11 protein-coding genes are annotated in these 18,432 nt (G+C 51.4%); 3 read left to right on the top strand and 8 right to left on the bottom strand.

Annotation, left to right across the window (positions count from 1 at the left end):
- Positions 1-165 precede the first annotated feature (165 nt).
- The gene (locus E5161_RS15980) at positions 166-1,863 is read right to left on the bottom strand and encodes a M3 family oligoendopeptidase (protein WP_136778846.1); all 1,698 of its coding nucleotides are present in this window, start codon (positions 1,861-1,863) and stop codon (positions 166-168) included.
- A gap of 146 nt (positions 1,864-2,009) precedes the next feature.
- Here E5161_RS15980 and E5161_RS15975 point away from each other — a divergent pair, with 146 nt between their 5' ends.
- On the top strand, positions 2,010-3,065 hold the full coding sequence (locus tag E5161_RS15975; RefSeq protein WP_136778845.1) for an LLM class flavin-dependent oxidoreductase: 1,056 nt from the start codon (positions 2,010-2,012) through the stop codon (positions 3,063-3,065).
- A 229-nt stretch (positions 3,066-3,294) separates the two neighbouring features.
- Here E5161_RS15975 and E5161_RS15970 read toward each other — a convergent pair whose 3' ends face one another.
- Together E5161_RS15970 and lacZ are read right to left on the bottom strand one after the other, a co-directional pair.
- A complete protein-coding gene (locus E5161_RS15970) occupies positions 3,295-3,720 on the bottom strand; it encodes a GreA/GreB family elongation factor (protein WP_136778844.1) in 426 nt (141 codons plus the stop codon).
- 297 nt (positions 3,721-4,017) lie between these two features.
- Positions 4,018-7,137, bottom strand: a complete 3,120-nt coding sequence (lacZ, locus tag E5161_RS15965) for a beta-galactosidase, LacZ type (protein ID WP_246042332.1) — start codon at positions 7,135-7,137, stop codon at positions 4,018-4,020.
- A gap of 112 nt (positions 7,138-7,249) precedes the next feature.
- Between lacZ and E5161_RS15960 the strand changes: the two genes are divergently transcribed.
- A complete protein-coding gene (locus tag E5161_RS15960; protein WP_136778843.1) occupies positions 7,250-8,080 on the top strand; it encodes an AraC family transcriptional regulator in 831 nt (276 codons plus the stop codon).
- 142 nt (positions 8,081-8,222) lie between these two features.
- On the opposite strand, the gene E5161_RS15955 is transcribed toward E5161_RS15960, so the two are convergent.
- The 4 genes from E5161_RS15955 to E5161_RS15940 form a co-directional block, all read right to left on the bottom strand.
- Positions 8,223-12,485, bottom strand: coding sequence for a phosphodiester glycosidase family protein (locus E5161_RS15955; RefSeq protein WP_169306727.1), 4,263 nt, complete (start codon positions 12,483-12,485; stop codon positions 8,223-8,225).
- Positions 12,486-12,751: 266 nt separating this feature from the next.
- Complete coding sequence (locus tag E5161_RS15950) at positions 12,752-13,810, bottom strand: ABC transporter permease (RefSeq protein ID WP_136778841.1); 1,059 nt, start codon at positions 13,808-13,810, stop codon at positions 12,752-12,754.
- Between the two features lie 22 nt (positions 13,811-13,832).
- Positions 13,833-15,320 (bottom strand): sugar ABC transporter ATP-binding protein, encoded by a 1,488-nt coding sequence (locus E5161_RS15945; protein ID WP_136778840.1) that lies wholly within the window; start codon positions 15,318-15,320, stop codon positions 13,833-13,835.
- Positions 15,321-15,413: 93 nt separating this feature from the next.
- Positions 15,414-16,439 (bottom strand): ABC transporter substrate-binding protein, encoded by a 1,026-nt coding sequence (locus E5161_RS15940; RefSeq protein ID WP_136778839.1) that lies wholly within the window; start codon positions 16,437-16,439, stop codon positions 15,414-15,416.
- A gap of 174 nt (positions 16,440-16,613) precedes the next feature.
- Here E5161_RS15940 and E5161_RS15935 point away from each other — a divergent pair, with 174 nt between their 5' ends.
- Positions 16,614-17,630 carry a glycosyl hydrolase gene (locus E5161_RS15935; protein ID WP_211246749.1) on the top strand — a complete coding sequence of 339 codons (1,017 nt, stop codon included), beginning with the start codon at positions 16,614-16,616 and terminating at the stop codon, positions 17,628-17,630.
- 136 nt (positions 17,631-17,766) lie between these two features.
- Here the strand turns inward: E5161_RS15935 and E5161_RS15930 are convergent, their stop codons facing one another.
- On the bottom strand, positions 17,767-18,417 hold the full coding sequence (locus E5161_RS15930) for an amino acid ABC transporter permease (protein WP_136778837.1): 651 nt from the start codon (positions 18,415-18,417) through the stop codon (positions 17,767-17,769).
- Between the last annotated feature and the right edge of the window lie 15 nt (positions 18,418-18,432).

The raw sequence follows: 18,432 nt of genomic DNA, 5'->3' as shown, positions 1-18,432 counted from the left end.
AAACTATTGCGTCTGCGCTTCATTAACTCCTTTCTATCATTTTGGATGAACGGCCTAAAACGCGTTTCTATTCTATCAGAGAGAAAATAAATATTTTGTTAGATGATGTCGCAAATACAAAAAAACACTGACCGCATGAGGTCAGTGTTTAAGGGATGGATCTATTTATTTCAGCTCATCGATCACGCTCGACACGAATTTGGAGGTCTTCTCCACACAAGGCTCCGAGAAGTCAAATTCAACGCCGGTATCCCGATAAATGCCGGCAATCGATTGATTGGGATCCGAACCTGCCCCTTGCTTGTAAAGCGCCGTCGCTTTAGCCGGGTTGTCCCGATAGATTTCCAACAGCTGCAAAGCGCCCAGCATCGACATGGAATATTCGATATTGTAGAACGGATAACCAAAATAATGAATGACAGCCGTCCACAAGGTCGAGACTTCTGCCTCAAGTCCCTCGATATTTACAGGGTGATAAGGGAAGCGCTTGTGGATTTCGAGGAACTTCGCATCCCTCTCTTCCGGCGTATGATCCGGATTCGTATAGAGCCAATGCTGGAACAGGTCGCCGGACAAGGGACCGATCAGCATGTTGAACGCGCGGCGAAGCTCTTCGCGCTGTGCAATCTTAAATTGCTGCTCATCGGTGTAGAATATATGCAGCTTGTCGAGCAGGAGCAGCTCCATGGCATGGGAGTAAAGTTCAGCCGCTTCCGCACGGAGGTTGTGTTCTTCCATGCCGTTCCCGGCTTCGAACTGAAGATAGGCGTTCACCGCATGACCCATCTCGTGAATGAGGGCAATGAGTGCGAAGAACGACGGACTGAAATTGCAAAATATAAAGGCATTTTGGCTCGTTGGCAATCCTTCGCAGAATCCGCCCGGCGCCTTGCCCGGGCGAACCTCAAGATCGAGCAGCCCATTGTCGCGCATGTGGCGGAATCTTTCCTGGAAATAAGTATCGGTCATGCCCAGCATCCGATCTACGCCGTCCATCAACTCGGTGAAGGTTTGGAACGGCGCACCTTGCATCGAGCATGAGCTGGTATCCCATGGGCGGTACATATCCACGCCCAGCTTGGCTTGAATGACGCCGGCCAGACGGTCCCATGCGGGAACGACGTGCTTCTCCACAGAGTCATGGAAGTCATAGCAGTCCTGGATGCTGTACTCGCGATTCTTCATCGTGAACATGTAGTCGCGGAAATTCTCGAACCCGGCGTTGACGGCCATCTGGTGCCGAAGCTTCACCAGTTCGTCCATCATCGCATCCATTTGCGGTTTCACGCGGCTGCGGGCATCGGCCAATGCACGCCAAGCACGCTCACGTACCGTTCTGTCCGGACTGTCCAATTGCCCTTGCACGAATGAGTAAGGCTTCGATTCGCCATTCCATTCAATGCTCAGACCGCCCATGATCTCATTGTACTGGGTGACCAGCTCCTGCTCCCGTACGGTAAGCGAAATGTTCTCTTCGCGGAATAGTTCCACCTTCGTTCGCCGAACCTTAAGCATCAAGCCGTATTTCTTGTCGTCCAACTGTTCGTGATAAGGACTGTTCAACAGCTTTTTGTCGAATTCAACTCCATATTTCATCAGCATGGGCTGCACAGCGGTTTGGTCATGGGTAAAAATGTCCCGTTTGACCGTATTGGCGGTATCGCGGTAGAAGTCGATCTGGTGGCCGTACATCGCTTCTCCGATTTCTTCCCGGAGCTTTCTTTCCTCGTCGAGCCAATTCTCCAAATCGGCGGCGGAATTGATTTCCTGCCGAAGCATCTGCTGCAATCTTGATTCCAGCGTTTCCAAGTCCTTCAGATTCATGGTGTCGGAATAAAACTTTACGGATGTAATTTCGGACACTCTTTTTCCCTCCCAAATAGGAAATCCGACTCCTATTATAACAGTAAATCCCAATCATTGATGTAAGGAATATGTTTCACTTACTTTTGTTGAGTACCACTAAATAAAATAGTATAATGTCCCTATCAAGAGGGGAGAGAATTCTAATGACCGATCAATCGAAATCGATGGAAATAGGAATCAGCACCTTCCTCGAGGCGAGGCCTCGTGAAGGGGGCGTCACACACACCCAGAGGCTGCGCCAAGCGGTGGAGGAGATCCAACTTGCCGAACAGGCGGGCCTAGATGTGTACGCGATCGGCGAGCATCATCGCATCGATTATGCCAGCTCGTCGCCCGCCGTCATTTTGGCCGCCGCGGCGTCCACAACGAAGCGGATTCGACTGTCCAGCGCCGTAACAGTACTGTCCTCGGACGATCCTGTGCGTGTGTATCAGGACTTCGCCACGTTGGACGGCCTGTCGAACGGTCGAGCCGAAATCATGGCAGGACGCGGCTCTTTCATCGAATCGTTCCCGTTGTTCGGCTATGACCTGAACGATTATGACAAGCTTTTCGAAGAGAAGCTGGAGTTATTGCTGAAGATTCGGGCTTCAGAGAAGGTGACTTGGCGCGGCGGCCATCGTCCGGCCATCCAAAACATGGGCGTCTACCCGCGAGCGGAGCAGAATCCGCTGCCGGTTTGGATCGGTACGGGCGGCAATCCGGACTCGGCGATTCGGGCCGGCTTGCTGGGACTGCCTGTCGTCTTCGCCATTATCGGCGGGATGCCGGAGCGGTTCGCCCCGTTGGTGAAGCTGTATAAGGATGCGGCTGCGAGTGCGGGGCACGATCCCAGCAAGCTGCAGATCGCGACGCATTCGCACGGCTTTATTGCGGATACGACCGAAGAGGCGGCGGAACGGTTCTTCCCGGCTACGGCCGAGCAAATGAACCAGCTCGGACGAGAACGCGGTTGGCCTCCTTACACGCGTGACTCGTTCGATGCGGCCCGCAGCCTTCGCGGCGCTCTCTATGTAGGAGACCCCGAATACGTAGCAGAGAAGATCGTGCTGCTGCGCAAAAACCTCGGGCTGACACGGTTCCTCCTGCACGTCGATGTCAGCTCGTTGCCGCATAGCGATCTGCTGCGCACGATCGAACTGCTCGGCACCAAGGTTGCGCCTATCGTTCATAAGGAGCTCGCTCGGGAACAGCTTTAAACATGTCCGTAACAAAAAACACTGACCTCTCGGGTTCAGTGTTTTTTGTTTGATTCTTTTCCTAACCCGCTTTTAAAATGTATGTTCACTTAAAAAGTTGATATAGACAGTACGCGATAATCCCCGCGATAATGACGACAATTGAGGAGTAAGATACGAACTTGGCAAACGCTAAAAATAGATCCGGTTCCTTGTTATTGTTATCCAACTCCGCTCCTCCATTTTCTGCTTATCGGTTACCGAAAGAATGTCCCTTGACCGTAATTCGGTATTTTCCTCCCGGGCTGTCGATCTCCGTGCTGTGTCCGGCTCTTGAGAGCAGGAGACGCTGACCGACCGGTGACAAAAATGAAATACGTCCCGAGTACGGATCTACATCCATAGGCAGCACAATCGATAAGCTCTCATCCGCCTGATCTGTCTCGTTTCGAACGGTTACGTTTGAACCGATCCATACCAAGGTATCCGGCCCCTCGCCGCTATGCCCGTTGAGACAGTGTTCCACCTGATGACAATACCTGCTCACAACATCCTTGAACGGTTTTCTGTCCCCGAAATTCGGAAAAGCATTCAACAGTTCGTTGATGTTTTCATCGAAGTAAACCAGCTGTTTCACCAGGCTTTCCTTGAAGCTGACGTTAAGACTATGGTTCATCGTAGATCTCACCTCCGAACCTCAATCCCTGATACTCGAAGTCTGCTGCATTCGTAATTTCCATGTATCTCGCTCCTCGGTTTTGTTATTTTCCAGCCGAATAGTTTTGCTGTCCGTGCGTAAATACAACCTTGGCATCACCCCATTATCCATTAATTGTTAGTTGTTCGAATATAGAACGAAGACACCTCGCCCCTTCGACGAGATGCCTTCTATAACTTAACATATAGCACAATTGCCAGCATAATTCAACTATTCATAATATTTACATTAAAAGTAAGTTGGCGTTCGTTTGAATCAGCCTTCGATGGCGATAAGTTTGAATGCAAAGGAATAGGTTTGGTTGGCATAGATCGTATATTCCGGATGGGTACGAGCACCCCAACTGTCATCTCCGCCGACGCCCATTTGCTTGTGAATGATGCGAACGACGCTTTTTTCCGGTTTCGGCAGCAGGTGATAATGGTCGCAGCGCTCAATCTCACTAGGCGTGTACGGCAGAACGTTGTACTCGAACGTCGGCTCACCCTCGATTCGGAATCCTGCCCCGGCGGCATTGGTCACAGTCGCGAAGCGCACGTCCGTTTTATTGCCGCACTCCTGGGGACGGAGATAAGGGACGAACTGATCCTCGACCCGTCCGCTGTGAAGTGCAAGCTTGGCGCCGGCTTTGCGGTCCCAGTAGCTTTCGCGCGGACCTTTGCCGTACCAAGTAATCCGATTAAACGATGGGTCCATCGTAAACATCATGCCGATTTCCGGAATTTCCGGCAAACCGAGTCCGGGAGTCAGACAGCCTCGGACTTCCACTGCCCCATCCCCGGAAACGGAATAATGCAAGTCCAGCAATGAATCCGGCGAAGTCGGAAGCGCATAGCGTAAGGACACTCGTACCTCTTCCAGGTTCGTTTGCCATTCCAATCCGGCCAGCTTCCGTTGGCTGCCCGCTTCGCGCCACGGGGCACACCGCTCAGGATGGCGATTGCCCCGGTCGTTGTCGGTGCTGGGCCGCCAGAAGTTCGGCGCCATCGGCTGCTGAAGCAGCTCAGTTCCCCCTACACGATAAGATGACAAATCTCCGGTTGTGAGATCAAATTCCACCGCGAAGCGTTGTCCTTCCACATGCAGAACGTTGCCTCGTTTTTCTGCTTGTGGAGCCGCAGCAACTTCAACGGAGAGGGCTTCGCTAGTTGAAGTCTTCACCGGAAGCACGAATTGTTCGAAGGCCGTCTCATGGCCAGCCTCCGCCCACGCGGTCGTCTCCTTCAAGGTCATACTGAAAGTCAGCACGTACTCTTCCGCTAGCATAGCTTCATTCGGATACGCCTCCGACAAATCCACAACCACGGTCTCTCCAGGCGCAGCTTCCACGGCCAATCGCCCTTGATGAACAGGCTCTCCGTTCCTGGAAAGCGTCCACTTACAATCATATTCGCCGAGATCCGTGAACAAATGTCCGTTGGAAATCCGGAACGTTCCACGAGCTAAGTCTTCCGCGGTAATCTTAACGTTCTGGTAGCATTTCTTCACTTCCAACAGCTTCGGCGAAACGCTGCGATCGGCAAAGATCAGGCCGTTGCCGCAGAAGTTGCCGTCGTGCGGAGATTCTCCGAAGTCACCGCCGTAAGCCATATAGGAGGTTCCGTCTTCTTGCTTGACACGGATCGCCTGGTCAACCCAGTCCCAAATAAATCCGCCCTGCAGCACCGGATATTTCTCAAACAGCGCCAAATACTCGGTCAACCCGCCGCAAGAATTGCCCATGGCGTGGCTGTACTCGCACAGAATGAACGGCTTCTTCGGCCCTTGCTGCAAGGCGTATTCTTCCAGCACCCGCGGCGGGGAGTACATCCGGCTCTCGATGTCCGAAGCCGCGTCGGATTTGCGCCACATCGTAACACCTTCGTAATGGACGGGCCGGGAAGGGTCTTGCTCGCGCAAATAGTCGTGCATCTTGACAAAATTGTCCCCGCCCCATGCTTCATTGCCGAGCGACCAGATGATGACGGAGGGGTGGTTCTTGTCGCGCTGCATCATCGAGTTGCAGCGATCGATGACGTTGGCGGTCCATTCCGGCCGGCTTGCCGGCACAATCTCTGCTTCCGGTTGGCCGAACGCCCAAGCTCCGTGTGTCTCCAAGTTCGTTTCGTCGATCACGTACAAGCCGTACTCATCGCACAGATCGTACCAACGGGGATGGTTCGGGTAATGGGACGTTCGAACCGCATTAATGTTGTGCGTCTTCATCAATAGAATATCGTGCAACATATCCTCATACCCCAATGCCCGGCCAGTATCGCATGAAAATTCGTGGCGGTTCACACCTTTGAGCAGAATCCGCTTGCCGTTGATTTTCATCAGGCCTTCTTCGATTTCAAACTTGCGGAAACCGACGCGGCAGCTCACAAACTGCAGCGTTTGGCCGAAGCCATCCTTCAAGCGGAGTACGAGCGTGTACAAGTTCGGCTTCTCCGCGCTCCATTTCAGCGGATTGAGCACTTGGACTGCGCCAGCCACTTCACAACTGTCCGCATCATCGAAGGCGCCTGCCATTTGGATTGGCTGCTTCAACACTTCGCGGCCCCCGCGATCATATAACTGGGCTTCGAGCGTAACAGCTCCGGCTTCCCGCCCATCATAATTGACGATCTTGGCCTGGACACGCAGATCGGCATCTTTGCATGGCTCATCCAGGTCGGTATTCACATGGAAATCGTAGACATGCACACCCGGAGCCGTAAACAAATACACTTCCCGGAAAATGCCGCTCATCCGCCAAAAGTCTTGGTCCTCCATCCAGCTTCCATCGCACCAGCGGTACACTTCGACTGCGAGCTTGTTTTCCCCTTCCACCAGATACGGCGTCAGGTCAAATTCGGCAGGGGTGAACGTATCTTCGCTGTAGCCGACGAGTTCTCCGTTCAACCACACGTAAAACGCGGATTCGACACCCTGAAAGCTGATAAATATCGGCTTGTCCTCCCACACCTTCGGAACGGTAAAGGTTCGGACATAAGAGCCGACGGGGTTATAATTTACAGGCGCAAACGGAGCGCGAATGTCGTCATGCTCGATCCAGGGGTAACGAACGTTCGAATATTGCGGATAGTCATATCCCTGCAGCTGCCACTGGGATGGCACCGGCATGTCGGCCCATCCGGACGTGTCGAAATCCCTTTCATAAAAGTTGACGATTCGCGAATCCGGATTTTTCGCCCATGCGAATTTCCATGTTCCGTTCAACGACATGCGATAGGGGGACGCTTCCCGATCACCTTTCAACGCTTCTTCCAGCGAATTGTACGAGATAAGGGTCGCATGTGCATCCATGCGGTTGACTTGAAAAATGTCCGGGTTGTTGTTCCATTCCGGATACCCGTTGGCAGGCGGAACGTAGGTGAATTTGGTTTTGGACAAATACGCCACTCCCTATCATAATATAACTATATTCAAATTATATTATCGTGGCATGCGCATTCCAATCCAATCATTTTCGGATCGATATCAAAATCTGAAAGGCTGAACAGTAATGGATGCCGCTGTATTTCCTGTCGTTACGAGTCAAGACGCCCTGCTGCCCCTCTACCTGACCAGCATCGGGCACTGGGATCACCAGGAAGCCGTTCGGCGGCCTGACGGTTTTCCCTCTTATCAGTGGCTGCAGGTGTTATCCGGGGAAGGGGAGCTGGAAGTCGGCAACCGGCGCTTTCAAGTCAGACCGGGGCAGGGCTTCTGCTTGTTTCCGGGCGTCCCCCATCATTACTTGCCGGTCAAGGAGCCTTGGCGGCTCTACTGGATTTCGTTCGACGGCGGCTTGTCCGCCTCGCTGCTGGGACAGGCCGGCATTGTTCGCTCCGGCGTCTACCCTGTCGCGCAGCCGGACCTTCCGGTAAGCGATATGCATCAATTGCTTATGGCGGCTCAATCCGGACAGCCATACTCCGGCTTCGAATATTCGAAAATGCTGTACAGCTTTCTGCTGGATTTGCACAAGGTGATTCAGGAGGGAGCGCCGGCCGCCGGCCGGTTTCGGCACCGGCTTCAACCGGCGCTGAGCTTGGTGGAGCAGGAGCTTCATCGTCCGATCGGCATCGCGGAGCTGGCGGAGGCCGTCGGGATGAGCCCCCAGCACTTATGCACGCTCTTTCGAAAGACGCTGCATATGCGGCCGATGGAATATGTCAATCGGGAGCGGATCAAGCGCAGCAAAGAGCTGATGTTTCGTGAAAGCGTCACTCCGATACGGGACATTGCGGCCAAGGTTGGCATGGGCAACCCGAGTTATTTCAGCGCCCTGTTCAAAAAGCTCGAGGGCATCAGCCCCGAACAGTTCAAACAGATGCACGGCCTGAAAATGTAAAGATGCTGCGTGCGCCGTACCGTGCCGATTAAAGCATGACCCTCGTTATGGCAGCCAGCAAAAAAACACGCCCTTTCCTCGGCGAACGCCGGGAGAGGACGTGCAGTTTTCGTGCTATTGCAAACTCCGGATCCGGGATTTTTTATTTTTGTTTCTCAGACTTCGAAACGACCGTCACATTCGCAGCAGCTTGTAAACCGCCGAATTGCGCTGTGATCACTTCATCGCCGGCCGCGTTCGCCCGCAATTTGCCGTTTTTGGCTTGCGTGATCAATCCGTTTTGGAAGCTGAAGGTCACATATTTCGGATTGAGCGCATAGACCGCGCCGTAAGCGTCGGTTGCTTTAATCGTCGGAATGATCTCTTTGTTGATCTTCACTTCAGGGCTCACGCCCAGCTCCAGTTTGACAGGATGCACATCCGCCGGATCCACCGCTTCGACGGTGATGGAATGGCTCTTGCCGCCAGATGTTGCAGTAATCGTCGCCGACCCCACAGCGTTGAAGGTGACAACGCCGTTCTCGTCCACGGAAGCCACTTTCTCGTTGCTGGAGCTCCAGTCAATATCGACCAGTTCATGATTGTTCAGCTGAGCGATGTACTGGCTTGGATACTCCCTGAAATCTCCGTACAGATCCAGTTGAACGTCGGAGCCGGCCACCGCCTTCATTTTGCCGTTCATGACCGCATCGTTCCGGATATACACGCTCGTCAGCAGCGGTTCAAAAGCGTAGTTCATTGTGCCCTTGGTCACGGTAATTTTCCCGCTTCCCAGCAAATCGCCGTCACCATGCGAAACGTAAGTCTTATTGGCCGCGTTGCCGCCGATGATGTATTTCACGCCGTCCGCTTCCCAGGATTGCAGCGTATGCAGATGCCCGAACAACGCGTATACATCTACTTTGGGATGCTTAGCTTTGTAGCTGCCCAAGATGGACTCGAACTTGGCGACATCCGAGGGATTCATTTCATGCATCGTGCCGAAACCGTCCCGGGAGACGACATGGTTAAAGACGAGCACATTCGGCTTGGTGTTCTTGGCCAGAACTTCCTCCAAATAGTGGAACTGCGTGGAGTCGGATGCCGAGATGCTTTGTCCGAAAGCCGAATTCAAAATGATAATCTGCGTATCCCCGTATTCGAATTGCATCGTCGGGGATCCAAAGGTTTTGAAGTAAATGTCCAGCGTGTTTTGGAATGCCTCGTGATTCCCCGCCATGACGAAGAACGGTTTGGATCCGAACCACTTGGTGGATTCTGCCGCGCTGTCATACTGTTCCTGCGTTCCGTTATCAACGATATCGCCCAGATGGATGATCAGCGAGGAATCATCCGCTGCCGCCCGTTTGAAGATCGGCTCGGCGAACGGGGACAGATGCGTATCCGGAATGACCGTGATGCTGTAGTTATTCTTGTTCTTCGGCTGCGGGATCGCGGTGACATTCAGCTTATCCGTATAAGTCGGCATTGCGTTGCCTACGTTGTCTTTGGCATTGATCGTCAGCGTATAAACGCCGTCCTTCAGATTCTTCACCGGTTCGGCATAGCCCCAGCCCGTGCTGTCGTCATAGTAGACGGGCAGCGATGCGTCGTTAAGCTTCACCGAGATGCTCGCGGCATCCACTTTCGACTTTTCATCCACCAGTTTGAACGTCACCCTGGGCGTCGGAATTTTCACCGTCACGTCCGAAGTCGGCGTCACTTTCGAAATCACCGGTGCTTCCGTATCCGCAGACAAATCCACGTGATAGGTTTTGTTAATCCATGGAACCGACTGGTTGGAGGCCAGGTCATAAGCTTCCACGAATACGTTGTAGTCACCTTCGGTCAGATTCTCCAATTTGAAGCTGAGGCGGCCCGTGCTTTCATCATACGTGTAAGCTTGATCCGCATGATTCACCTTGACGGCAATCCGGTTCTTGTCCACTCCGGACATGTTGTCTTTGATCACCGTCGAGAAATCAAGCGTGCTGCCGTATACATTATTGGACGAAGGCGTAGTTTCGGTAAATTCGGGACCGCTGAAATCCGTCACGTCATCGGTATACAGGAATTTCAGATCGTCAAAATAGACCGATCCGGAGTAAGGTACTTTCGATTTGTCCGTCTCCACCATGTAGAGGTAGTTCAACCGGATCGGCAGCTGCCAGCCTTGGGGAATCGGCACCTCGATGTACTTCCAACCGGTCCAGTTGATGTCGTCTTTATCGCTCGTCAGATCGATCGTTTTGTTGGCGTTGTTGCCATCCACGAAAATCGCTCTCAGCCACGGGGCTTTACCGTCACCATAGACCCACATCCCAAACTTCTTCGGATAGACGTCTGTTTTATAAGTCGTATCCATCTGCGCCGCAAGTTCGTTCGGCCATTTGCTTCCCGTGTACCAGTGCGGAATCCAGTTCAAGGTTCCGTTCAGCTGTTTCGTCCATTTGGAAAAGTCATAGTCCATTTTGAAACTGGAGTTGCCCGAATGCTTGATGTCCGTAGAAATGCTCAGCATCTTGCTGGTCCCTGCGGCGCCTGCGTATTGGGTGACGTTGCCGTATCCGTAGCCGCTGAGATGATAGCCTTCGATCGGATACGTCTCGAAATCGTCGATGACCTGTTCTTTCAGCCCGACCGTAATGGAAGCCGTGATCGTCTGGCCGCCGATCGTCGCCGTCAAGGTGCCCGTTCCATGTTCCGCCGCAGCCGTGACAAGGCCGCTCTCACTAACCGTGCCGATATTGCCGGTAAGGCTCCATACGGCCTGTGAAGGATCGACGATCACCTGATTGCCCGAAGCATCCAGGGCTTTAAAATCAAATGGCTTGGTTTCATTTTGCTGCATGACCACGCTATTGTTGGCCGTGAAAGCGATCGATGCGAACGAGTCGACGACCGTCACTTTGGCGCTGCCTTTGACGCCGTTCACGGTGGCCGTTACGTTTCCGCTTCCCGGCTGCTTCGGAGCGGTGTATTGACCGTTGGCATCGATGCTGCCGAACGTCGTTTCCCATTGAACGGTGCTCGCGGCATTTTTGATGGCATTGCCGAATTCATCCGTCATCCTGTAGGAAAAATCATAGCTCGATCCTTGATACAGCGTAACGTTCTTATCGACTACCACATGGCCGACAACACCGGTTTTGGCTGCCGTGCTGACGAACAGCAAGGAATTCGTGACTTGCCGAGAATTGCCGTCGCTCGGATGGTTAACGGTCACCGGACGATCGCTGCCCGCTTTGCGGACGATCATCTCCGTCGAACCGCCGCCGTCCAGATTGAGGGCGTTCACGGCTCCTGCTTCCTGCAAATACTTCGCGAGATCGGGAAGCGATGCCCCGATGCTCTCGCTGAAGGCGGTGCTGGGCTTGTCCACGGTAACGACAATGACGCTTCCGTCCGCTTTGATGCCCAGCGCCGTACGCGCGTTCGGACCGGTCGTAAACGTAGACTTGTCGGGCATTTCACTGGCCGTCAATGCATGGCCGTCACGCACCAGCCATGTGTTGAATGCCACAGACGTTGCGATATTGTTGTTCTGGTCAGCGCCCACATACAGGTCGTAGCGGAAGCTCACTTTATCCCCTTTGGGCAAAGACTCGACAACCGATTTCATCGTCCCGTAACCGGCGAGTACGACATACCCTGCAGGAATGTCGAAGCCGTCGGCCGTATAGATTTCTTCGATCGTACCGATGTAGTCTTTTCCAGGATTAACACCGTTAAAATGATCGACGCGAATGAGTGCAAATGCGGAATTGCCTACCGTTCCCTTATAGAAATGCGTCAGCTTGTGATTTCTCGTAATGTTGCTCGTATCGATGACCAAACCGTCGGAAACGCCTTGATTGCGATTCAACAAATTCACGTCATAAACGGTTTCGCCTACCGTTAACTTTCCTTCGGTATGTACGGAAGCGATCCCCGGTTTATTGTTTTGATCCATATAGAAACTGGTTCGGTAGGAACCGTTTCTTTCATCAGGGCCCTGGCTGGTCACCAACTGGCCGTCTTTCACCATCAACCCGTTCGGCATCCCCGTGCTCATGTCATACATATCGGCATTAATGCCGGCCACGACCTGATTGCCTTTCAACATTTCCCGCTGCGCTTGGTCGCCAATCGTTTCAATCGCATTGACGGTCTCCGCCGCTTTGCCGGAAATGATCTGGGTATTGCCGTCCGCAGGAATAACTTCCAGTTTGTTCAGGCGAACCCGTTTGCCCGTATTATAGTAATTGCTGATATCCTCTTCCGTATATTGAATGCCGCTGGAGATCTTTTCTTCGGCCAAAATGTTAAGGTTGGCTCCCTGCGCCGTTTCGGCTCTTGCAGGCAAGGACCCCCAGGCCAAGTTGAACGCCGCCGCAAATGCCAGCGCAATCGCCGTCACTTTTTTCTTGCTGATTACAGTTCCCATTTCATTCGCTTCCCCATCTCGTTGTGTTCTATTTGAAAATGGTCCGACTGTCTCAACAACGCTTGCTGCCTGTTTCAGCCGTTTTGTCCCGGACATCCATCCCCCTCTCTTAAACTACCAACTATAATTTAAGCAGGGCAGCAATCGCTGTGTGTTTTGTTTGGATTAAGGGAGAATTAAATGTTGAGAAAAATAGAAAAAGGTTTGCCCTCCGCCGCCACGGTGGAGGGCAAACCTTTAACAAAAATCACATTCTGTAGACTGGACTATGAAGTCTTTTCCTTTTTCTGCAATAATACTGCGCCAATCACGATTAACCCCTTGAAGGCTTCCCTTAAGAACGGCGGCACGCCAAAGAGATTCAATAAGTTGTTCATCACGGCAATAATTAGCATGCCATAAATGGTGCCCATGATGAATCCTCTTCCGCCGCTCAGACTGGTTCCTCCCACCACAGCTGCGGCAATGGCATCCATTTCAACGCCTCTTCCGGCATTGGAAAAGTCCATCGAACCGATGCGAGAAACTTGAATGATCGCCGCAATCGAAACAAGGACTCCCATCAGGGAGTATACACGCAGCTTGACCTTTTCCACATGGACGCCGGAAAGCCTTGCGGCTCGTTCATTGGATCCCACGGCAATGATTTGCCTTCCAAAGGTGGTTCGCTTGGAAACGTAGTACAGGATGTAAGCGATAAAGGCCCAATAGATAATCGGCATGATCATATAATTGCCGATTCTGAAACTTGCAATCTCTAAAAATTCCATAGGTACTCTCGGATTGTACCCCTGCATGAAGTGCTGGGTAACGCTTCTAAAAATCATCATCGCACCCAATGTCGCAATAAAGGGAGGCACTTTTCCTTTTGTAACGGTTGCGCCTATTAATGCTCCTAATAAATAACCGGCTAGTATCGCGAAAATAACAGCCACCGCAAATGCCGGAAAACCTGTTATCCCTATCCCGCCTAAAAACCCTTTGGTGCCTGTATCGAGCAACATCATCGCAAAAGCACCTGTGAGCACCAATGTGGAACCGACCGCTAAATCAATGCCTCCCGTCATGATGACGAACGTCATGCCTAAGGCTATTATTCCCGTCCCCGCATTATTTCGCAGGATATTGATCCAGTTGTTGGTCCAGGCTTGCAGCCAGCTGCCGAATGATTCATAATCGAATCCCAAAACCAAGGTCTGTAATATCACCATAATAACGAGCGCTATGGCAGTGCTAAACAGCGGTTCGCTCGACCATTTATAGGTAAACCATTGCAGTAGATTTCGATTTTTTCGTACATGCGTATAATCTAGAGCTGGTTTCATAATCGGCTTTCCTCTCCCTCGCCTAAGTCAGTTGGCCACCCGTAGCCAGACTCATGATGTTATGCTCGTTCATGGTCTCTCCAGCAACGTCCCCTTGAATGACCCCGTGATACATGACATATGCCCTGTCACACACGCGTATGATTTCCTGCGGTTCGCTGCTGAGCACGATGACGGCAATGTTGTCATCCGCAAGTTTCAAGATGATATCATAGATATCTTCCTTGGCTCCTACATCCACGCCTTGGGTCGGGTTGTCCAGGATCAGAAGTTTAGGACCCGCTGCCAGCCATTTACCTAGGACCACTTTTTGCTGGTTTCCGCCGGATAGACTCGTAATGCTGTCCGTAAGGTTTTCCATCTTGATTTTTAATGCTTTCCGCTGTTCTTCAAAGATCTCCTGATGCTTTTGCGCGTTGATAATACCCACTCTTGAAAATTTAGGCCATGTCGCGATCGATGCGTTCTCCATAATGTTCATGTCTTTGATGATGGCATTTTCTTTCCGATTACGCGGAAGATAGGCAATACCTTCATCAATCGCCTGTGTCGTATTCTTGATTTTCACTTCTTTGCCGTTTAAGGATATTCTGCCTGATAAAATTTGGACTGCTCCGAAAATAGATTCGAAGAGTTCACTTCGACCGTCACCCAGAAGCCCGGTAAAACCAACGATTTCACCGGCCTTGATGGAAAAGCTGATATCTCGAAAGGTATGATGGGATGTAAGTCCCTCTACACGCAAAATCTCGGCACCTTGTTTTTTCTCTCTCCGTAACGGTTCCGTTCTCACATCATGACCTACCATGTACCGTGCAAGGTCGTTCGTTGTTACATCGCTGACATTCCCATCTGCCACCAGATTTCCGTCCCGAAGCACAAAGTAGCGATCGCAAACTTGCATAACCTCATTCAATTTGTGAGAGATAAAAATAATGCCGACATTGTGCTCTTTCAACGTTCTCATCATCGAAAACACGCGCTCGATTTCGGGATCCGTTAGTGAGGTGGTAGGCTCGTCCATAATGATGACCGATGCGTTGGTCATCATCGCCCGGCAAATTTCCACGATCTGTTTGTAGGAAGCGTCAAGGTCGCGGACCATCGTTCCGGGATCCAGATGCACGTTCATTCTCTTAAACATCTCTTCTGTTTCTTCATACATTCTTTCCAGGTCCAAGCTGCCTCTCTTGGTTTTCCGTTCCCTGCCTAGAAACATATTTTCATAAATCGGCAAATCATTAATGAGGTTCAATTCCTGATGGATGAAGGCAATTCCGGCCTCCTGTGATTGCACAGGCGTACGAAATTCTACTGACTTCCCATCCACCGTGATTGAACCAAAGTCCAGTTGATGGACTCCACCTAAAATGTTCATTAATGTGGATTTTCCCGCACCATTTTCGCCAAGCAATGCGCATATTTCGCCGCCTTGCAGCGCAAGCGATACACCTTTGAGCACTTCATTGCTGCCAAAGGACTTTCGAATGTTTTTCATCTCAATGATCATGTCATTCACTTCCGCGCCTTTGATTAAAAGGAGAGGCTATAGTTAGGCTATAACCTCTCCTTCTTTGTGTATGCGATTGAAAAGTGCCTAGACTTAATAAGGCGATTTGTCGTCAATGAACTGCGTATAATTGTCTCTGTCTACAATGGTTGTCGGGATAATCGTCTCTTTTGGAGCGTCTTCACCTTTTAAAACCTTCAGGGCTACATCGACGGCATCCTTAACCATAGCCGGGCTGTAAAGTGCGGACTGAATCCAGATATCCTTATTTTCCGGCATCATTTTAAAGTACTCTTGCATACCGCCGCCACCGGTTACCACCTTGATATCCGTTCTGCCTGCTTCTTTGATCGCTTGCAGAACACCGATGGATGTTTCGTCATCCATAGAGTAAACGGCATCAATCTTTTTATTTTTGGTCAGGATATCGGCGAAATCCTTCAAGCCGTCCTCACGTGTAAACTTGGTAGCATAAGTCTGAACTTTCATATTCGGCGCTATTTGTTTTAGGGTATCTACAAAGCCCTTCTTTCTCAATTCAGAAACGGAACCCGAAGAAGGAACTTCCAGCATCACAACGTTACCTTCCTTGCCAATCTTGTTGACAATATAATTGGCGCCTTGAACGCCCATGTCCTCATTATTTCCGGCAACACGATAGACGCCGTCCGCGTTGATGACGATATCAAAGTTTACCACCTTAATCCCGGCATCCAGCGCTCTCTTGATCGGCACTTCCATGCCTTCCCACTGCGGGAATGCAACGATGGCCTGTGCGCCCCATGTCATTAAATCATCCAGTTGTGCAGTCATTTCTTCGGCGTTATTGCTTGTTTGGAGCTTGTACTCTATCTCATTGGACAATTCTTTTGCGCGGTTTTCTGCATGATAGGCAACAGCGGCTACCCAACCATGTGTGACGGCCGGTGCCAGAATGCCCACTTTGAATTTTTTCGTTGTGTCGCCGCTTGGGCTGCTGCTGGCACTGCTGCTTGGTGTAGTGCTTGCGCTGTTGCTTGGGCTGTTACCTGCATCGTTACTCGTACTTTTTCCACATGCGCTCAGCAGCGGTACCATAACCAATGCAAGCAACATGAATAGACGAAAAGCCTTTTTCATTTAGACAACCCCCCGATAATCAGAATGTATGTAAGCCCTTCCAGATATAGCTAAAGATATACTAGTAGAGAATTAATTATCCGTCAACTACTCCCAGTTAGGGCTGCGCTGTTAAAATTCTTTTGAAAACACTTTCGAGATTTTGAATTGAAGGAGGTACCTTGCCTGTTTACGATGAAGCTTAAAAAAGTTGCGATGCTGCTGCTCACACTTTGTCTGCTGGCCGTATCATTCAGTTACAAATCCGTCACCCTTGCGGATACGCGATGGAACCCCAACATGACGAAGGAAGCCCGCAACGTTCTCAAATATCTCTATACCATCTCCGGCAAAAACATTTTAGCCGGACAGCACTATTATTCGGTCGAACCGAACGCCAATTGGGCACAGGAAATATCGGGAAAAGCTCCAGCCGTCTGGGGCAACGACTTCTCCTGGGACGAAGTGGCCTCCTATCGTCAAGGCGTGGTAGACAAGGCGATCGAGATGTGGAACAGCGGATCCCTGGTCACCTTGAGCTTCCATCAGAACAAGCCGAACGATCCGCCCGAAACGGGCTGGTCGAGCGTACAAGGCTGGTACACGGAAGAGGAAATGCAGCAGCTCGTTACACCCGGCACCGAGCTTTATAACCAATGGCTGGTGAAAGTCGATGCGATCGCCGGGTATCTCAAGCAGCTTCAGGATGCGGGGGTTCCCGTACTGTGGAGGCCTTACCATGAGAACAATGCTTCCTGGTTCTGGTGGGGCGGCCGGGCGGACCTCTTCAAGAAGCTGTGGGCCAACATGTATGACCGTTATACGAACCACTTCAAGCTTAACAATCTGATATGGGTATGGTCGGCCGCCAACCCCAACGACTGGTCGCTGCCGATGGAGCCTTTCTATCCGGGAGACGATAAGGTAGACATTTTGGGAATGGACATTTACGATCCGTATAAGCAATCCTTCTACGATGGTCTCCTGAAGCTGGCGAACGGAAAGCCCATCGTAATCTCGGAATGCGGAAACCTGCCGGACATCGATTTTCTCAAGCAGAACCAGCCCAAATGGGCGTATTTCCTGGAGTGGGGCAACCTGCTGATGCAAAACAATACGGAAGAGCAGATCACAGCCGTCTACAGCAATCCCTATACGATCACCAAAGAAACCCTGAAAGTGCCGGCCGTGAACATGAAAGGCAATCCATAAAACCAGCAACCGGGATCGGTAGGCTATTTACATTCGTGCGCACCGCAAAAAAGCCAGCCTCATGCGGCTGGCTTACTTTAAGCGACCGTATTCCCGGCATGCCATTAATTTCACAAGATTCACACTATTCATCGGATCAATGGGTCTTCAGTTCCAAGCGCTTCGCCAACCGGGATAACGAGAAATTCACCAGAAAATACAGTACGGCCACCAACAAAAACGCCGGCATCGTATAATTCACGTTCTGGCTCTTCACAATGTTCATGTTGTGAACGACCTCGGGCAGCGCAATAATGACCGCTAGCGAAGTATCTTTCAGCAAGGCGATAAACTGGCTGACCGTCGGCGGAACCATCTTTCGAAGCGCTTGAGGCAGCACGATATGCCATAGCGTCTGCAAATACGTAAGCCCGGAAGCGCGCCCGGCTTCCGTTTGCCCCTTGTCGATCGAAAGAAGACCGCCGCGCACAATTTCGGCAATCATCGCAGACTCGAATACCGTCAAGGCCACCACCGCAGAAACAAAGACATTCATCTTGAACCCTACCTCAGGCAGGGCAAAATGCGTGAAGAAAATAATAAGCAGCAGCGGCAAGTTACGAATTGTCTCCACCCATAGACCGACGGCATGCGAGAGCCCCGGCATCTTGGAGTAACGAATGGTAGCAAGAATGCAGCCCAGTACGAAGCTTAGCACAATCGAGTATAATGCAACCTCCAGCGTCACCAGAAGACCCTGCAGAATAAATCTGATATTCGGCCATTCATACGCTCCGACAAAATCCAACTCGGCTCACCTCCG

Origin of the sequence: Cohnella pontilimi (genome assembly GCF_005049045.1) — a bacterium.
Lineage (GTDB): Bacteria > Bacillota > Bacilli > Paenibacillales > Paenibacillaceae > Cohnella > Cohnella pontilimi.
Note: the sequence above shows the minus strand (reverse complement) of the source record. Positions and strands in the feature narration are given on the sequence as shown.